Source organism: Xanthomonas sp. GPE 39 (genome assembly GCF_000963005.1).
Classification (GTDB): Bacteria; Pseudomonadota; Gammaproteobacteria; order Xanthomonadales; family Xanthomonadaceae; genus Xanthomonas_A.
In genome coordinates this window covers 1465311-1481730 of record NZ_JZHZ01000007.1, presented here as the reverse complement: position 1 = coordinate 1481730, position 16420 = coordinate 1465311, and the positions used below count along the sequence as shown (strand labels likewise).

The following is a 16420-nucleotide window of genomic DNA, read 5'->3' as shown; positions in this document are numbered from 1 at the left end:
ACTGACGTGTATCGGCGCGATGCTGCGTTGGCAGGCAGCACGGCCATCCTCGCAGGTCGCTCTACTCGAGGTTTTCTCCACCACCTGTGATCCGGCCTGCCATGCACTCCTCATCTCTAGCGCACGCTCGTCAACGATATCCGCGCGCCATGCAGCGGCAAGGCAACTGATCCGCACATGCACACCCTGTCACGCCTGTGCCTGCTATGGCTGTGCCTGCTGCTGGGATCCGGATTGAGCGATGCCGCGCACGCCCAGACGATCCCGCTGCGGCGCTACGGACAGGATCAAGGCCTGCTGGGCTTGGCTGGCACCTGCTTGTTACAGCGCCACGACGGCAGCATGTGGGTCTGCACGGAAAGCGGGCTGTACAGTTTCCACGGCCACGATTTCCAGCAAGTGCCACTGCAAGGCCAGCTCGGCCTCTATGTCATCGATGCAATTGAAGATGCCCAACAGCACGTCTGGGTCACTACCTTCGACGCGGTGTTCGTCAGCGACGGCGCACAATTGCGCCGACTGACACCAGAGCAAACCGGGCCACTGCTGAAGAATCGCTTGCGTCTGGCAAACACCAGTTGGGGCACCATCGTCCTCGATGGAAAGCAGGTTCTACGCGCCGTCACCGACCAGAACGGTGATTGGCAGTTACGCCCGATGTTCAACACCGCCACCTTGGCACGGCTACCGCAACTGGGCGAGGTCCACGATGTGAAAGGCGAGGCCGACAGCCTGTGGCTGGGCTGCGGCAAGGCGCTATGCCGGGTCCACGCAGACGGCAGCGTCATGCTCTACGGGCCATCACAAGGCTTGCCGCCCGCACAATGGCGCAGCATCGTCCACGATCGAAATGGCAACTTGTGGGTGCTGGGCGATCGCAACATCATGCGGTTACCGGCAGGGGCCAGCCAGTTTCAGGAGCAAACCCCACCCACGCTAGATGGCCCGGAACGCGTCATGATGCGCACGCAAATCCTGCTCGATCCGCAGGGGCGTGTGCTGGTGCCCACAGGGCAAGGTCTAACGCGCTGGGAAGACGGTCACTGGCGCAGTTTCGACCTGCGCAACGGTCTGCCCGACAGCAGCATCGTCGCCCTGTCATTCGACCAGGCCGGCGAGCTGTGGATGAGCATAGATGGCGAAGGCGTGCTGCGTTGGAACGGCTATGGCTGGATCGAGAACTGGGACACCTCGCAGGGCATGAGCAAAGCGCCGACCTGGAGCATTCAACGCAGCCGCAGCGGCGAGCTACTGCTCGGCAACGAAGGCGGCATGAACCGCCAGCTCAGTAACGGACGGTTCCAACCCTGGCTCCAAGACGCCGACACGCAGGTCGTCAGCATCGCTCGGGCAGCGGACGGATCACTATGGTGTATCGATTCGCCTGGACAGTTACGCCATTACGACCCTCAAGGACAATTGCTGCGCGTCTATCCTCGCCTTGGTCACACCGCCAACCGACTCTACCTGGACACCGCAGGCCGGATCTGGATCCTGACGTTGGACGGCATCTACATGCTCGATTCCGCACACTCCGATGCAGTTCCGCAACGGATACAGGCACTGCCGGGCGGGGAATATTCCGACATCCAACAACGTAAAGACGGCAGCATCCTGATCGCAGGCGTGGCGGGGCTGTTCCAGTTACGCGGCACCGTCTGGACGCCGATCAAGCTATTGCTCGATGGTAAGCCCACTGACGCACAACTGAGCAAGCTGCTCGTCCAGGACGACGGCAGCGTCTGGGCGACGCTGTACGCACCTGGCCTGCATCAAGGCCGGTTCGACGGCGGCACCCTGACGTTGTCGCAGAAAACCGCGCATTTACAGACGCTGCAGGTCTATGCCATTCGACGCACGCGCAATGGCTGGGTGTGGATCGGCCACAATCAGGGCATCGATGTCTTCAACGGACACGCCTGGTCGCGCTTGACCCAAACCCAAGGATTGCTCTGGAACGACATCTCCGATTCAGCCCTCTTCGAGGATGCCGATGGGTCGATGTGGATCGGGAGCAGCCGGGGCGTCAGCCATGTACTGGATCCTCGACGCCTGTTCGATGCGCAGAAACCGCGCTTGACGCTCAACAAGTTCAGCCGTGACGACAAACCAATCACCGCTGGAACACGCCTATCCTGGAGCGAGGAGCCCCTGCACATCGAATTGGGCTCGCCAGACCTCTACGATGATCGCAACAGGATCTCGATCCGCTATCGTTTCCAGGGCGAGAACGCGCGTTGGATCCACACTCCCAACCTCGAGATCGAGCAACCACCGTTGGAACCCGGTGACTATGTCCTGGAAGTCCAATTGTTCGATGCCTACCGGCATACCGCCTCGGCACCAATCCGGGTGGCGTTCTCGGTGGCGCCAGTATGGTGGTGCAGTGAACCAATGCAGGGACTCTATCTACTGCTCGGCGGAGCACTTGTGGTGGCGGCACTGCATTGGCGCGAACGCCGCATGCGCCAGCACCAACGCGAACTGGCCGAGTTGGTTGCACTTCGCACCGAGGAATTGGAGCGCGACAAACACGAATTGGAGCTGGCCCGCTCAGCGCTGCTAGTCAAAGCCTCGCACGACGCCCTCACCGGCCTGCTCAACCGTGCCGGCATCCTCGAAACTCTGACCGCGCAGATGCGCTACAGCGATGCCACAGGTAACCCGCTGGCGGTGGCGATGATCGATCTGGACCACTTCAAACGGATCAACGATAACCACGGTCATCTGGTCGGCGACGCGGTACTGATCGAAGTCGCGCAGCGCCTGAGCAGCAACCTGCGTGACGACGATCGGATCGGGCGCTACGGCGGCGAGGAACTGCTGAGCGTCCTGCCAGGATTGCCGCCGCCCTCGCACGAACGGCTGGAGTCCCTACGCAGGGTGATCGGCGAACAACCGCTGCACCTGGACGAACATCAATTGTGGATTACCGCATCGATCGGCGTGGCCTGGTATCGCCCGGGAGAGAGCCTGGAGCAGATGCTGGCCCGTGCCGACAAAGCGCTTTATCAAGCCAAGCGCCTCGGCCGCGACCGGGTGGAACTGCAGCCAGCCTAACCCGCCAACGCGTATTGGCAACAACAGCGCTGGTGGACATCGGCATCGCGGCATAGGCCTTGCAATGGGCAGTGGCACTCCCCCGCCACGCACAAGCCCATGTCCGAAAACGAAGAAGGCGCAGAACGCACAGAACAACCGACCGAAAAGCGTCTGCGCGAAGCCCGTGAACAGGGCAATATCCCGCGCTCGCGCGAACTGGCTACAGCGGCGGTATTCAGCTCCAGCATCTTCGCGTTGATGGGCATGTCCGGTTCGATGAGCGCCGGTGCGGTGGCATGGATGAAACACGCACTGCAGCCGGACCCGCATCTACGCGACACTCCGCAGGCCCTGTTCGGCTATTTCGGTGATCTGCTGATCGGGCTGTTCTGGGTAGTCCTGCCACTGATCGGCATCTGTGTGGCCGCTGGCTTCATCGCACCGCTGCTCATGGGCAGCCTACGTTTCTCTGGCCAAGCGCTCATCCCCAAATTCGACCGGCTCAATCCAATGACCGGGCTCTCCCGCCTATACGGCAGCGAAAGCCTGGTCGAACTGCTCAAGTCGCTGCTGCGCATGGGCTTCGTCGGTGGTGCCGCGTTCTTGTCCATTTGGAAAGGCTTGGACGGCCTGCGCGGCCTGCTACAGCAGCCGCTCGAACAAGCCATCGGCCATGGCCTGGGCTTCACCCTGAGCTTGCTGCTGTACACCGCCGGGGCGCTGGCGCTCCTGGCTGCGATCGATGCTCCTTATCAAAAGTGGCATTTCATCAAAAAATTGAAGATGACCCGCGAGGAAGTCCGTCGAGAAATGAAGGAAAGCGACGGCAATCCCGAGGTCAAGGGGCGCATCCGCCAGATGCAGATGCAAATGTCGCAGCGGCGCATGATGGAAGCCGTGCCCAAGGCCGACGTGGTCGTGGTCAACCCGACCCACTACGCAGTGGCGCTGAAATACGAAAGCGGGCGCATGCGCGCACCCACCGTGCTCGCCAAGGGCGTGGACGAGATCGCCTTCCGCATCCGCGAAGTCGGCGAGCAGCACCGCATCGCAGTGGTGTCTGCGCCACCATTGGCACGCGCCTTGTATAGGGAAGGCCAACTCGGCAAGGAAATTCCCGTGAGACTGTATTCGGCGGTCGCCCAGATCCTCTCCTACGTCTACCAGTTGCGCGCCTGGCGCAGCGGCCCAATGCCGCCGATGCCGCCGTTGAACGTAGATGAGTTCGCCCCGGAGAACACGCCATGAGCCAGCCCGCCGCGCAGATGAACACGCGCAAGATGATGGACATGATCAAGCACGGGCTCGGTGCCCCGCTGATCGTGTTGGTGATGCTGGCGATGGTCGTGGTACCGCTGGCCGCCCCGGTGTTGGACGCGATGTTCACCTTCAACATCGCGATTTCGCTGATGGTGCTGCTGGCCGTGGTGTACGTGAAACGGCCTTTGGAATTCAGCATCTTTCCCATCGTGCTGCTGATGACCACGATGCTGCGCCTGGCACTGAACGTGGCCTCGACCCGCGTCATCCTGATCAACGGCCAGAACGGACACAGCGCCGCCGGCAAGGTGATCGAAGCCTTCGGCGAGTTCGTGATCGGTGGCAACTACGCGGTCGGCATCGTGGTGTTCGCGATCCTGACCATCATCAACTTCGTGGTCATCACCAAAGGCGCCGGGCGTGTGTCGGAAGTGACCGCGCGCTTCATCCTCGACGCTATGCCCGGTAAACAGATGGCCATCGACGCCGATCTCAATGCCGGCCTGCTCACCCGCGAAGAAGCCAAAGCACGACGCGAGGAAGTCCGCGAGGAAGCGGATTTCTACGGCTCGATGGACGGTGCCAGCAAATTCATCCGCGGCGACGCAATCGCCGGCATCTTGATCCTGTTCATCAACTTGATCGGCGGCATGGCGGTTGGCGTCCTCCAGCACGGCATGCCGGTGGGTCAGGCCGCCTCCACCTATACCTTGCTGTCGATCGGCGACGGCCTGGTCGCGCAGTTGCCCGCGCTATTGGTGTCCTCGGCGGTGGCCATGCTGGTCACCCGCGCATCTCGCTCGCAGGACATGGGCGCTTCGATGATGGGCCAGGTGTTCGGCCAACACAAAGCGTTGGCGGTGGCTGCGGCGATCATGGGCCTGGTCGGCCTGATCCCGGGCATGCCCAACGTCGCTTTTCTGACACTGGCGCTGATCCTGGGCCTGTTGGCCTGGAAAATGTGGAAACGCAGCCTGCAACCGTCACCAGCGGCAGCCGATGCGGCGCAGCCGGCTGCCGCTGCCACAGCACAAGCCAATGCCGAATTGGGCTGGGACGAACTACGGCCGATCGATCCGCTAGGCCTGGAAGTCGGCTACCGGCTGATCCCCCTGGTGGACAAGACCCAGGGCGGCGAATTAATGGCGCGCATCAAAGGCGTGCGGCGCAAGCTGACCCAGGACATCGGCTTTCTGGTGCCGCCCGTGCACATCCGCGACAACCTCGAATTGCAAGCCAATGCCTATCGCCTGCTGGTCCACGGTGTGCCGGTGGCCACCGCAGACATCCACCCGGACCGCGAACTGGCATTGGACCCAGGCGGTGCGCTCGGCAAGATCGAGGGCATCCCTGGCAAGGACCCGGCATTCGGCCTGGATGCGGTATGGATCCAGCCGCATCAGCGCGCACAGGCCGAAACCATGGGCTATACCGTGGTCGACCCGGCCACAGTGATCGCAACCCATCTCTCGCACCTGATCCGCGAGCACGCCCCGGAACTGCTTGGGCATGAAGAAGTCCAGCAATTGCTGGCCACCCTGGCCAAGAGCGCGCCCAAGCTGGTCGAGGACCTCACCCCCAAGGCGTTGCCGTTGTCGGTGGTGGTACGCGTATTGCAAAACCTGTTGATCGAAAAAATCCCGGTACGGCAGCTACGCAAAATCGTCGAGGCCCTGGTGGAAAACGCCCCACAAAGCCAGGAACCGGCAGTGCTCACCGCCGCGGTACGCAACGCCCTGGGCCGTTTCATCGTCCAGGAGATCGCCGGGATGGCATCGGAACTGCCGGTATTCACCCTGGCACCGCAATTGGAACGTGTCTTGCAAGACTCCAGTCAGGGCAACGGTGCAGCGCTGGAACCCGGACTGGCCGAACGCTTGCACCAAAGCCTGGCCGATTGCGTGAGCAAGCAAGAAGCACGCAATGAGCCAGCGGTGGTGCTGGTGCCGGCGCAGGTCCGCGCGGCACTGGCACGGTTGGTCCGCCACAGCGTCCCCTCGCTATCGGTGCTGTCCTACAGCGAAGTGCCGGAAGACAAGCGGTTGAAGTTGGTGGGAACGATCAGTTGAAAGACCCGATCCGGGGACTTCGGACTCGGAAAAGTGTAAAGGCATGAATCGGACAGGACATATGAATATCTGCACACCCGCATACCACCGCTCGGAACGACAACAGCGTCTGTGCCGATTTTTCAGTCCCGCGCTCCCCCTCACGCGTCACGGCGCCAAGGTGTCCCCATGAAAATCAAACGCTTCGTCGCTCCAGACATGCGTACCGCGTTCCGTATGGTGCGCGATGAGCAGGGTCCGGATGCGGTGATCCTGTCCAACCGGCGAACCGACGAAGGTATCGAGATCGTCGCCGCCAGCAACTACGACGAGACACTGGTACAACGCGCTCTGGACGCAGTGCGTCCAGAGGAAACGCCACGTCCGGCCACCACAGCGGCAACGCCACGGCCCACACGTCAAAAAGCGACAGGGCCAAACTCGGCGATGGCGATGATGGCCGCGATCAGCGAGCGCCGCAGCAATGCCAGCGCCGCCACGTCGGCACGGCCGCTTGGCAAGCTCGGCACTGCGACATCGACGCTCACGCCAGCGGCGGCCGTCCAGGAACCGGCCACTGCCCAGAGCAGCATCCCCGACGATGTGTTCCGCAACGCGCCGATCAACGTCTCGCTGCCGACACCATTTCCCGCTGCCAGTACAACCCTCGCCGCTGCGCCCACCGCCGCAGATACAGCCTGGCACGAAGACATCCCCGCCGTGGCACTGGCGCCAGCGAGCACCCCCAAGCTCGTCGCCGAGGCCCCGATCAAGAGCGCCGAAATTCCGGCGGCCACCACGCTCACCGCAGTTCCCAACTTCCCGGCGCCGCAGAACGACGAACAATTGACGCAACTGCGCGACGAACTGGCGTTGATGCGGCAGATGATCGAGCGTGAAATGAATCGGCTCACCGACGAGCGCCTGCGCGGCTCGCCGGTACGCGCCCAGGCCCTGGAATTGATGGACGACTACGGCTTCGACGGCGGCATCACCCGCGACGTTGTCATGCAAATTCCCGCCGACCTGGAACTGCACCGCGGCCGCGGCATGATGCTGGGCCTGTTGTCCAAACGCCTGCCGATCGCGGCGTTGGATCCGCTCGAGCAAGGCGGCGTGATCGCCCTGATCGGCCCCACCGGCGCCGGCAAGACCACGACCATCGCCAAGCTGGCCTCTCTCTTCCTAGAGCGCAACGCCGCACGCGACGTGGCCCTGGTCACCACTGACACCGTCCGCGTCGGTGGCCGCGAACAACTCCATAGTTATGGCCGACAGCTCGGGATCGCCGTCCACGAGGCCGACAGCGATGCCTCGCTACAGCAGCTTCTACAGCGTCTGGCCGACTACAAACTGGTGCTGATCGACACCGCCGGCATGGGCCAGCGCGACCGCGCCCTGGCCGCGCAACTGCACTGGCTGCGCGCCTCACGCGTCGTCCGCTCTTTGCTCGTGCTTCCCACCAACGCCCATTTTTCCGACCTGGACGAAGTGGTGCGCCGCTTCGCCAGCGCCGATCCACAGGGCGTCATCCTGACCAAGCTGGACGAAACCGGACGGTTTGGCAGTGCCTTATCGGTGGTCGTTGACCATCGCCTTCCCATCACCTGGGTGACCGATGGACAGCGTGTGCCGGACGACCTACACCGCGCCAACGCCGCCAGCCTGGTATTGCGCCTTGAAGATTTGCGGCGCGCTGCCGATAAGCCCTGTACTCCGGAGCAGAACCATGCCGTCGCGTGATTACGCCAATCTGACCAACGCGTTTCCCCTATCGGCGACGCGCAACGAACCGCTGGGTCCAGTGCGCACGATCGCTGTGACCGGTGGTAAGGGTGGCGTCGGCAAGACCAACATTTCGGTCAATCTGTCGATGGCGCTGGCCGACATGGGCAAGCGCACGCTGCTTCTGGACGCCGACCTCGGCCTGGCCAACGTCGATGTATTACTGGGGTTGACGCCTAGATTCACCGTGGCCGATCTGGTCGCTGGGCGTTGCACGCTGGAAGAAGCCCTGATCGACATGCCCAACGGGCTGATGGTGGTACCCGCCGCCTCCGGCCGCCGTTACATGGCCGAACTGCCTCCCGCTCAACACGTCGGCCTGGTCAATGTGTTCTCCGAGTTGCAGCGCGACCTGGACATCATGGTGATCGACACGGCCGCTGGTATCACCGACAGCGTACTGACCTTCTGCCAGGCCGCGCAGGACGCCGTGGTGGTGGTCTGCGACGAGCCTGCCTCGATCACCGACGCCTACGCCCTGATCAAAGTCCTTGCACGCGAGCGCGGCATGGACCGACTGCAGATCGTCGCCAACATGGTTCGCGACGCCAACGAAGGCCGCCTGCTATACGAAAAGCTCAGCCGTGTCTGCGAGAAGTTCCTCGGTGACGTGTCACTGAACTATCTGGGTTGCGTACCGCAGGACGACTGGCTGCGACTGTCAGTGCAACGCCAGCAACCAGTGGTCAAAGCCTACCCCTCCAGCCCCTCGGCCCAAGCGATCTCCGATATTGCACGGCGCGCTTCACGCTGGCAGGCACCGACCGTTCCGAGCGGCAACGTCGAGTTCTTCGTCGAACGCATCATCCAGCGTGGAGTCGCCGCATGAACGCCGCCGCCCACTATCGCGCCGTGCAGCGCAATAGTTCCAATGACTACATCGCGCAACACTCGGACCTGGTGCGACGCATCGCCCATCACCTGGCAGCCAGGCTGCCGGCCAGCGTCGAGATCGACGACCTGATCCAGGCCGGGATGATCGGCCTGATCGAGGCTTCGCGCAGCTACGATGCCGACCAGGGCGCCTCATTCGAGACCTACGCCTCGATCCGTATCCGCGGCTCGATGATCGACGAGATCCGCCGTGGCGATTGGGTGCCCCGCTCGGTGCACCGACGCGCGCGTGACGCCGCCTCGGCGATCCGCAAGATTGAACAAAATACCGGTCGCGCCGCTGCCGCCAATGAAGTGGCCGCAGCGATGGAAATGCCGCTGCCCGAATACATGCGGTTGATGGAAGATGCCGCACGCGGACAAGTACTGAGCCTGGAATCGCGTATCGAGGATCATGGCGAACTGGACACCATCGCCAAGGGCGGCCCCAATCCGCAGCAGATGCTCGAACGCAGCGAATTCGGCCGCGAACTTGGCAAAGCGATCGGGCAATTGCCCGAACGCGAACAATTAGTGCTGTCCCTGTACTACGAGCAGGAATTGAATCTTAAGGAAATCGGCGCGGTCCTCGGAGTCAGCGAGTCGCGCGTGTGCCAGATCCACGGTCAGGCCACGGTACGGTTGCGCGGACGCCTGAAGGCATTCGAAGCCGCCGACGCAGGCCTGGAAGACGAAGAATAAGAACCTAGGGAGTTAGTGGTGAATAAAAATATGAGGATTTTGATCGTGGACGATTTTTCGACGATGCGACGCATCGTCAAGAACCTGCTCGGCGATCTTGGCTTCACCAACACCGCTGAAGCCGAAGACGGCAACAGCGCGCTGGCCGCATTGCGCTCGGCCCCGTTCGAGTTCGTGGTCACCGACTGGAACATGCCCGGCATGACCGGCATCGATTTGCTGCGCAACATCCGCGGCGACGACAAGCTCAAGCATTTACCGGTACTGATGGTCACAGCCGAGGCCAAGCGCGAGCAAATCATCGAAGCCGCGCAGTGCGGCGTGAACGGCTACATCATCAAACCGTTCACCGCGCAAACACTGCAAGAAAAACTGGGCAAGATCTTCGAACGCCTTGGAGCAACGGCCTGATGGAAGTGACAGCTGAACGCACTGCCCTGATCGAACGCCTCCAAGGTGCGCTGGATGCCCTGGAGAGCGGTGACGAAGCCGGCTGGCGCAGAGAGATCGACACCCTCGCTGCTTGGCGCACACGCCCCATGATGCAGGGCCTGAGCCGACTTGCACGCGATCTGGGCCAAGCACTGGGCGAACTGCCAGTGGTGCCCAGCGACGCCGGCGAACTGGATGACGCCTGTTCCCGACTGGACCATGTGGTGGCAATGACCGAACAGGCCAGTCACCGCACCTTGGATCTAGCAGAGCAATGCCGTGCACTTGCCGATCAATTGCGTGCCGGCGGCTTGAGCGACGACCAGAGCGAGATCCTGGACAAGATCCGCCACAACCTCACCGAAATGGCCCTGGCGCAGAGCTTCCAGGACCTGACCGGGCAGATCATCCGCCGCGTCGCCGGAATCGTGCGCCGTGTGCACGAAGGGTTCGGCGCGCTGGGATTACCGCCAAAGGAAGAAAAAAAGGCCGATGGCAGCCTGGCTGGCCCGGCATTGCCCGGCTTGGATCGCCACGGCGTGTCGCAAAACGACGCCGACGACCTGTTGTCCGGATTGGGGTTGTAATCGTATGAGCGCCGTATCAGACGACATCGCTGCCGACTTCATCATCGAGGCCCAGGAAATCCTGGACCGCCTAGGCGAACAGTTGGTGTCGCTGGAACAGGCGCCTGATGACAGCAGCCAGCTCAACGCCGTATTCCGAGGCTTCCACACCCTCAAGGGCGGCGCCGGTTTCTTGTCGATCAACGCCATGGTCGAGTTGTGCCATGCCGCCGAAGAGACCCTGGGCATGGCCCGCGCTGGCCAGGCCACACTGGAAGCGCGTCACTTCGACGCCGCACAACAATCGCTGGACTACCTGCAATCGATGCTCGATGCGTTCGGTAGCGGCAACGAGCCACCACGCGCCCCGGCACAATTGATCGCGCAATTCGCCGCAGGTGACGAGGGAGCCGCAACGCCCCCCCCCGCTGCAACAGCCAGCAAGAGCAGTATGCCGGTTGGAGGAAATGGTGCCGATTCGGACCTGATCAGCGACGACGAATTCGAAGCCCTACTCGACAATCTACACGGCGGTGCCGCGCCTGCGGCCAAGCCACAACTTGCGCCAGCACCAACTCCCAAGTCCAACGCGCCAGCAGCGGCAGCCAAGCCGGGCGTTGCGGCAAAGGCGAGCGAACCCGAACAAACCGTGCGCGTGGACACCAAACGCCTTGACGCCATCGTCAACATGATCGGCGAGCTGGTGTTATCGCGCAATCGACTCAAGACACTGCGTGCGCGCTTGCGCGACGAAGAGCTGGATCGTGCAGTGAGCACGTTGGATATCGCCACCGCGCGGCTGCAATCGGCAGTCATGCGCACACGCATGCAACCGGTGGGCAAGGTGTTCTCGCGCTTTCCGAAGGTCGCGCGCGACGTTGCCCGTTCTTTGCAGAAAGAAGTGGAATTGGAACTGATCGGTGCCGACACCGAACTGGACCGTAATCTGGTCGAGGCATTGGCCGATCCGCTGGTCCATTTGGTGCGCAACGCGATCGACCATGGCATCGAGGCGCCCGCGCTACGCGAAGCCACCGGCAAGCCGCGTGGCGGCCATGTGCGCCTGTCTGCACAACAAGAAGGCGACTACGTCACCATCGAGGTGCAAGACGACGGTGCCGGCATCGATCCGGAGCGGTTGCGTACCAAGGCGCGCGAAAAGGGCTTGATCGATCCGGAAGCCGCTGCACGACTGAGTACCGAGGAGTGCCTGCATCTGGTGTTCCTGCCTGGCTTCTCGACCAAATCCGAGGTCACCGACATTTCCGGCCGTGGTGTCGGCATGGATGTGGTGCAGTCGCGCATCCGCGAACTCAGCGGACAAATCCAGATCCAATCCGAGTTGGGCCGCGGCAGCCGCTTCCTGATCCGCGTGCCACTGACCCTGGCGATCTTGCCAACCCTGCTGGTGCAGGCCGGCGATAGTGTCTATGCACTGCCCTTGGCGCGCGTGGTCGAAGTACTGCATGCGCCACGCCGCTCGCTGGGCTGGTTCGACGGCCGCGCCGTACTCGACCGGCAATCGCATACGCTGCCGTTGGTGGATCTGCGCCAGTGGCTCAACGTCGATGCCCCACAACTGCCACTACTGACCATCGTGGTGCTGCAAGCTGGTGAATCGCGTATGGGTCTGGTGGTGGACCAGGTTCGCGGTCGCGAGGAGGTGGTCATCAAACCGCTACCGCGCGCCCTGCGCGGCCTGCAAGGGTATGCCGGTGCCACCCTGATCGGCGATGGCCGCCTGGCATTGATCCTGGATGTGGATGGCCTGAAAAGCTAAGGGTTCGGGACGGCAACAGTGCCGCCCTTATCCAAACCATTGTCAAACGCGTTGATGAAACAAACCGCAACACGTTGAAGAAGCCATCGCAACGTCCTGCCAAGGATATTTGCACTTTTTACCTCGAATACTTGTATTTGTGTGCTGTCACATTTCGTTTCGCGCACGTCTCCAATCCCGGCTGCCCATTAAGTCCCCCGCTCCCTTGCCGATACCTCCTGCATGGACAAACTCAGTCTCATCGGCCTGCTGCTGGCGATCATTTCGCTGATCGGCGGCAGCATCCTCAAAGGCGCCGGGATTTCGGCGTTGTGGTCGCCGGCTGCGTTCGTCATCGTGATCGTGGGGACCTTTGCGGCAATTCTTGTGCAAACACCACCGGCGGTGTTCCAGCGCGCGTTCAAAATTGCGAAGTGGATCCTGCTGCCGCCACCGAGCGACCGTCAGGCGGTACTGCAACAGATCGTGGAGTGGAGCAATATTGCACGACGCCAGGGCTTGCTCGGCCTGGAGCAGGAACTGCCGCAGCAACAGGATCCATTCGTCCGCAAGGGACTACAGATGCTGGTGGACGGCGTCGAACCCGACGCCATCCGACACATGCTGGAGATCGACCTGGAAGGTCAGGCCCACCGCGATCTAGCCGCCGCCAAGGTGTTCGAGGGCATGGGCATCTACGCTCCGACTCTGGGCATCATCGGCGCCGTGCTGGGGCTGATCGCTGTCATGAAAAATCTCGCTGACCCGAGCAAGCTCGGCCTGGGTATCGCCGCTGCCTTCACCGCCACCATCTACGGTATTGCTTCGGCCAACCTGCTGTTCCTGCCGATGGCCAGCAAACTCAAGAGCGTGATCAAGCACAGCAGCGGCGAGCAGGAAATGCTCATCGAAGGATTGATCGCCATTGCCAAGGGCGAGAATCCGCGCAACATCGAATCGAAACTGGCCGGATTCCTGCATTGAGTCCGACATGGCCCGCAAACATTCCCACGACGAGCACACCAATCACGAGGCATGGGCCATCCCATACGCCGACCTGATGACGTTGCTGCTCGCTTTCTTCGTGGTGATGTACGCGTTGTCCACGGTCAACGCGGCCAAATATCGGGTCATGGCAAGCGCGATGAACGCAGCCTTCGGTGGCACCGAGCAGACCATGCATCCGGTGCAGGTGGGCGAGCAGCCGATGCAAGGCCAGGGCAACACGCGACCGACACCCATCCGATCCAGCCCGGCGCTGTCCATTGCCGATCCGAACCGGCTGCTAGCAACGTCGCTGCCACGCCCAGCCGATGCGCTACGTGACGAACAGCAACTGCGACGCGCGCAACAACAGCTCGACCGCATTGCCGAGCGCCTTGACGCCGCACTGTCACCACTGATCCAGAAAAAACTGATCAACGTACACCGCTCCGGGCTGTGGATCGAAGTGGAGATCAACAGCGACATCCTGTTCGGCTCCGGCTCTGCAACGTTGGATCAGAGCGCACATGCGACCTTGGCACAGCTAGCGCAGGTATTGGCGAGCGTCCCTAACGGCGTGCGCGTGGAGGGCTATACCGACAACACACCGATCGCCACCGCACAGTTCCCATCCAACTGGGAACTCTCGGCGGCGCGCGCGGCCAGTGTGGTGCATCTGCTCGCCGACCAGGGCCTGCAACCCTCTCGACTATCGATGATCGGCTATGGCCAATTCCGCCCGCATACCAGCAACGATACCGCAAGCGGACGCAACGCCAACCGACGCGTGGTGCTGGTCATTTTGGCCGATTCCGGTGATAGCACGAATAACGCGCCATCGACACTAGAGCGTTTCAGCGCCGGTGCAGCGCCGACCACCTCGACAACCCCCGCCACGGCAGCGCCGACAGCCCCCGGGCAGTCCCTGCTGACATTGAAGGAGTGAACTGATGCGTATCTGGGCGATTGCCAACCAAAAAGGTGGCGTGGGTAAAACGACAAGCACGCTGGCACTGGGCCGTGGCCTGTCCATGCTCGGCCATCGCGTGTTGATGCTCGATCTCGATCCGCACGCATCGCTGACCAGAGCGTTCGATGTGCCCCAGGAACCGCAACCGGCTGGCGTGGTGGATCTGTTTTCCACCCCATCCAGTGAACTCTCCACGCTTGCCCACACCACCGCGATCGAACGCCTGAGCTTCGTCTGCGGGCAGACCGCGCTGGCCACGCTGGAGCGACGCAGCGCCAACCAGCCGGGATTAGGTCTGGCGTTACAGCAGGCCATGGCCCGACATGCCGGACAGCACGATTACATTTTGCTCGACTGCCCTCCGACCCTGGGCCTATTGATGATCAACGCACTGGCCGCTGCCGATCGCGTGATCATTCCCACGCAAGCCGAGCCGCTCGCACTGCACGGCTTGGCCAGCATGGTCCGCACCGTGGACATGGTCGAGCGTTCGCGTCGCCGCCCCCTACCCGCATCGATCCTGCCGACGCTGTTCGACAAGCGCACCCGCGCCGGCAACGAAACCCTGCGACAGATGCAAGACAGCTATGGCGAACGGGTGTGGGAAGACGCGATTCCGGTAGACACCAAGATCTGTAACGTCAAGGCACTGACCATCGCGAGCGGTGGCGGCGACTATCCCGGTCGCGGCCTGGCCGCTTATCGGCGCGCGCTGGAATGGCTGCTGCTCAACGACGCGACGCTGATGGAACAAGCCGCATGAGTACTCCAAACATCATCGACGACTATCTGGAAGGTCTGTTGCACGACACGACCAGCGAAGCGCAGAACGTCACATCACCGCTCTCAGCGGCTACTGCTAATACGACAACGCCCATGCCAGCCGGTCCGACCCCCGAACAAATCGCTGCCGCAGTCCTGGCCGAAGCCGATTCAGACCCCGCATTGGCCGGCATCATGTCGCAGCAGGCGCCGACGCCAGCACCGACCGGCCCAACCCCGGAGCAAATCGCCGCCGCCGTCCTGGCCGAAGCCGATTCAGACCCCGCACTGGCCGGCATCATGTCGCAGCAGGCGCTAACGCCAGCACCGACAGGTCCAACCCCAGAGCAAATCGCTGCCGCCGTCCTGGCCGAAGCCGATTCAGACCCCGCACTGGCCGGCATCATGTCGCAGCAGGCACCGACGCCTGCGCCGACCGGCCCAACCCCGGAGCAAATCGCCGCCGCCGTCCTGGCCGAAGCCGATTCAGACCCCGCACTGGCCGGCATCATGTCGCAGCAGGCACCCAACGCCGACCGTCAGGCCGATCTAGAAGCAGTGGCAGCGATGGAACGACAACGTTCCACTGTTGCGCGCGATCTTGCCGCCGAGGACGATGCCGCCAGCACACGCGCCGTCAAGCGCCCAGCGATGGCGGTGCCACCGGAGCGTCGCGCCGAAGCCGAACGCGCAAAAGCCGGCGCAACGCGGCTGACGCCCAACCTACAAGCGTTCATGGCACCGTCCCTGCCACAGGGCTCGGCCACCGTCCCCGAGCGCGCGACCGAACGTAGCACGCGTTGGCTACGTCTACGCTGCGGCGAACAGGCCTACGCACTGGAGCTACTGAAAGTGCAAGAAGTCGTACTACCGGTGCCGCTACTGGCACTGCGTGGTACGGCACCATCGATGCTAGGCATCATGAACCTGCGCGGCCAGGTGGTGCCGGTCCTGGATCTGGGACTGCACCTGGGATCGGCACCAATCGAAATGGACATGCAGACGCGGGTCGTGGTGCTGGAAGAAAGTGGCGAAACTCTGGGCCTGCGCGTATCGGCTGTCGAGGACGTCGCCAGCTTGACCGATCATGAGATCGAACCACCGGACAATGCCCGTATCTGCCGTATTTCCAACCATCTTTTCCGCGGCGTCGCGCGACTGACGCAGCACCCGATGATCTTGCTCGACGCTGAACAACTGTTGCATTGAGCGAAAAAATAAATAGAAACTGCAGACT

Annotated in this window: 13 protein-coding genes; all 13 read left to right on the top strand. The window is 62.5% G+C overall.

The window, feature by feature from the left end; translation table 11 throughout:
- Nucleotides 1-177 precede the first annotated feature (177 nt).
- Nucleotides 178-3060 (top strand): ligand-binding sensor domain-containing diguanylate cyclase, encoded by a 2883-nt coding sequence (locus tag XALGPE39_RS06145; protein ID WP_045727420.1) that lies wholly within the window; start codon nucleotides 178-180, stop codon nucleotides 3058-3060.
- Nucleotides 3061-3159: 99 nt separating this feature from the next.
- Nucleotides 3160-4290, top strand: coding sequence for a flagellar biosynthesis protein FlhB (gene flhB, locus XALGPE39_RS06140; RefSeq protein WP_045727419.1), 1131 nt, complete (start codon nucleotides 3160-3162; stop codon nucleotides 4288-4290).
- A gap of 17 nt (nucleotides 4291-4307) precedes the next feature.
- Nucleotides 4308-6371, top strand: coding sequence for a flagellar biosynthesis protein FlhA (gene flhA, locus XALGPE39_RS06135; RefSeq protein ID WP_200893905.1), 2064 nt, complete (start codon nucleotides 4308-4310; stop codon nucleotides 6369-6371).
- A 168-nt stretch (nucleotides 6372-6539) separates the two neighbouring features.
- On the top strand, nucleotides 6540-8093 hold the full coding sequence (flhF, locus tag XALGPE39_RS06130) for a flagellar biosynthesis protein FlhF (RefSeq protein WP_045727417.1): 1554 nt from the start codon (nucleotides 6540-6542) through the stop codon (nucleotides 8091-8093).
- Nucleotides 8080-8964 (top strand): P-loop NTPase, encoded by an 885-nt coding sequence (locus XALGPE39_RS06125; RefSeq protein ID WP_045727416.1) that lies wholly within the window; start codon nucleotides 8080-8082, stop codon nucleotides 8962-8964. Before flhF ends, XALGPE39_RS06125 begins: the two co-directional genes overlap by 14 nt.
- Entirely contained in the window at nucleotides 8961-9710 is a 750-nt protein-coding gene (locus XALGPE39_RS06120; protein ID WP_045727415.1) for an RNA polymerase sigma factor FliA, read from the top strand. Before XALGPE39_RS06125 ends, XALGPE39_RS06120 begins: the two co-directional genes overlap by 4 nt.
- Before the next feature lie 18 nt (nucleotides 9711-9728).
- Nucleotides 9729-10121, top strand: coding sequence for a chemotaxis response regulator CheY (gene cheY / locus XALGPE39_RS06115; protein ID WP_045729011.1), 393 nt, complete (start codon nucleotides 9729-9731; stop codon nucleotides 10119-10121).
- Nucleotides 10121-10729 carry a protein phosphatase CheZ gene (locus tag XALGPE39_RS06110; RefSeq protein WP_045727414.1) on the top strand — a complete coding sequence of 203 codons (609 nt, stop codon included), beginning with the start codon at nucleotides 10121-10123 and terminating at the stop codon, nucleotides 10727-10729. Before cheY ends, XALGPE39_RS06110 begins: the two co-directional genes overlap by 1 nt.
- A gap of 4 nt (nucleotides 10730-10733) precedes the next feature.
- Entirely contained in the window at nucleotides 10734-12488 is a 1755-nt protein-coding gene (locus tag XALGPE39_RS06105; RefSeq protein ID WP_045727413.1) for a chemotaxis protein CheA, read from the top strand.
- Between the two features lie 222 nt (nucleotides 12489-12710).
- The gene (locus XALGPE39_RS06100) at nucleotides 12711-13451 is read left to right on the top strand and encodes a flagellar motor protein (protein WP_045727412.1); all 741 of its coding nucleotides are present in this window, start codon (nucleotides 12711-12713) and stop codon (nucleotides 13449-13451) included.
- Between the two features lie 7 nt (nucleotides 13452-13458).
- Nucleotides 13459-14397, top strand: coding sequence for a flagellar motor protein MotD (gene motD / locus XALGPE39_RS06095; protein ID WP_045727411.1), 939 nt, complete (start codon nucleotides 13459-13461; stop codon nucleotides 14395-14397).
- A 4-nt stretch (nucleotides 14398-14401) separates the two neighbouring features.
- Complete coding sequence (locus tag XALGPE39_RS06090; RefSeq protein ID WP_045727410.1) at nucleotides 14402-15184, top strand: ParA family protein; 783 nt, start codon at nucleotides 14402-14404, stop codon at nucleotides 15182-15184.
- On the top strand, nucleotides 15181-16392 hold the full coding sequence (locus tag XALGPE39_RS06085; RefSeq protein WP_045727409.1) for a chemotaxis protein CheW: 1212 nt from the start codon (nucleotides 15181-15183) through the stop codon (nucleotides 16390-16392). The genes XALGPE39_RS06090 and XALGPE39_RS06085 overlap by 4 nt, the downstream gene beginning before the upstream one ends.
- Nucleotides 16393-16420: the final 28 nt, after the last annotated feature.

Coding starts and splice junctions, on each gene's coding strand:
- XALGPE39_RS06145 (WP_045727420.1), top strand. CDS start 178: ATGCACACCCTGTCACGCCTGTGCCTGCTATGGCTGTGCCTGCTGCTG.
- flhB (WP_045727419.1), top strand. CDS start 3,160: ATGTCCGAAAACGAAGAAGGCGCAGAACGCACAGAACAACCGACCGAA.
- flhA (WP_200893905.1), top strand. CDS start 4,308: ATGAACACGCGCAAGATGATGGACATGATCAAGCACGGGCTCGGTGCC.
- flhF (WP_045727417.1), top strand. CDS start 6,540: ATGAAAATCAAACGCTTCGTCGCTCCAGACATGCGTACCGCGTTCCGT.
- XALGPE39_RS06125 (WP_045727416.1), top strand. CDS start 8,080: ATGCCGTCGCGTGATTACGCCAATCTGACCAACGCGTTTCCCCTATCG.
- XALGPE39_RS06120 (WP_045727415.1), top strand. CDS start 8,961: ATGAACGCCGCCGCCCACTATCGCGCCGTGCAGCGCAATAGTTCCAAT.
- XALGPE39_RS06110 (WP_045727414.1), top strand. CDS start 10,121: ATGGAAGTGACAGCTGAACGCACTGCCCTGATCGAACGCCTCCAAGGT.
- XALGPE39_RS06105 (WP_045727413.1), top strand. CDS start 10,734: ATGAGCGCCGTATCAGACGACATCGCTGCCGACTTCATCATCGAGGCC.
- XALGPE39_RS06100 (WP_045727412.1), top strand. CDS start 12,711: ATGGACAAACTCAGTCTCATCGGCCTGCTGCTGGCGATCATTTCGCTG.
- motD (WP_045727411.1), top strand. CDS start 13,459: ATGGCCCGCAAACATTCCCACGACGAGCACACCAATCACGAGGCATGG.
- XALGPE39_RS06090 (WP_045727410.1), top strand. CDS start 14,402: ATGCGTATCTGGGCGATTGCCAACCAAAAAGGTGGCGTGGGTAAAACG.
- XALGPE39_RS06085 (WP_045727409.1), top strand. CDS start 15,181: ATGAGTACTCCAAACATCATCGACGACTATCTGGAAGGTCTGTTGCAC.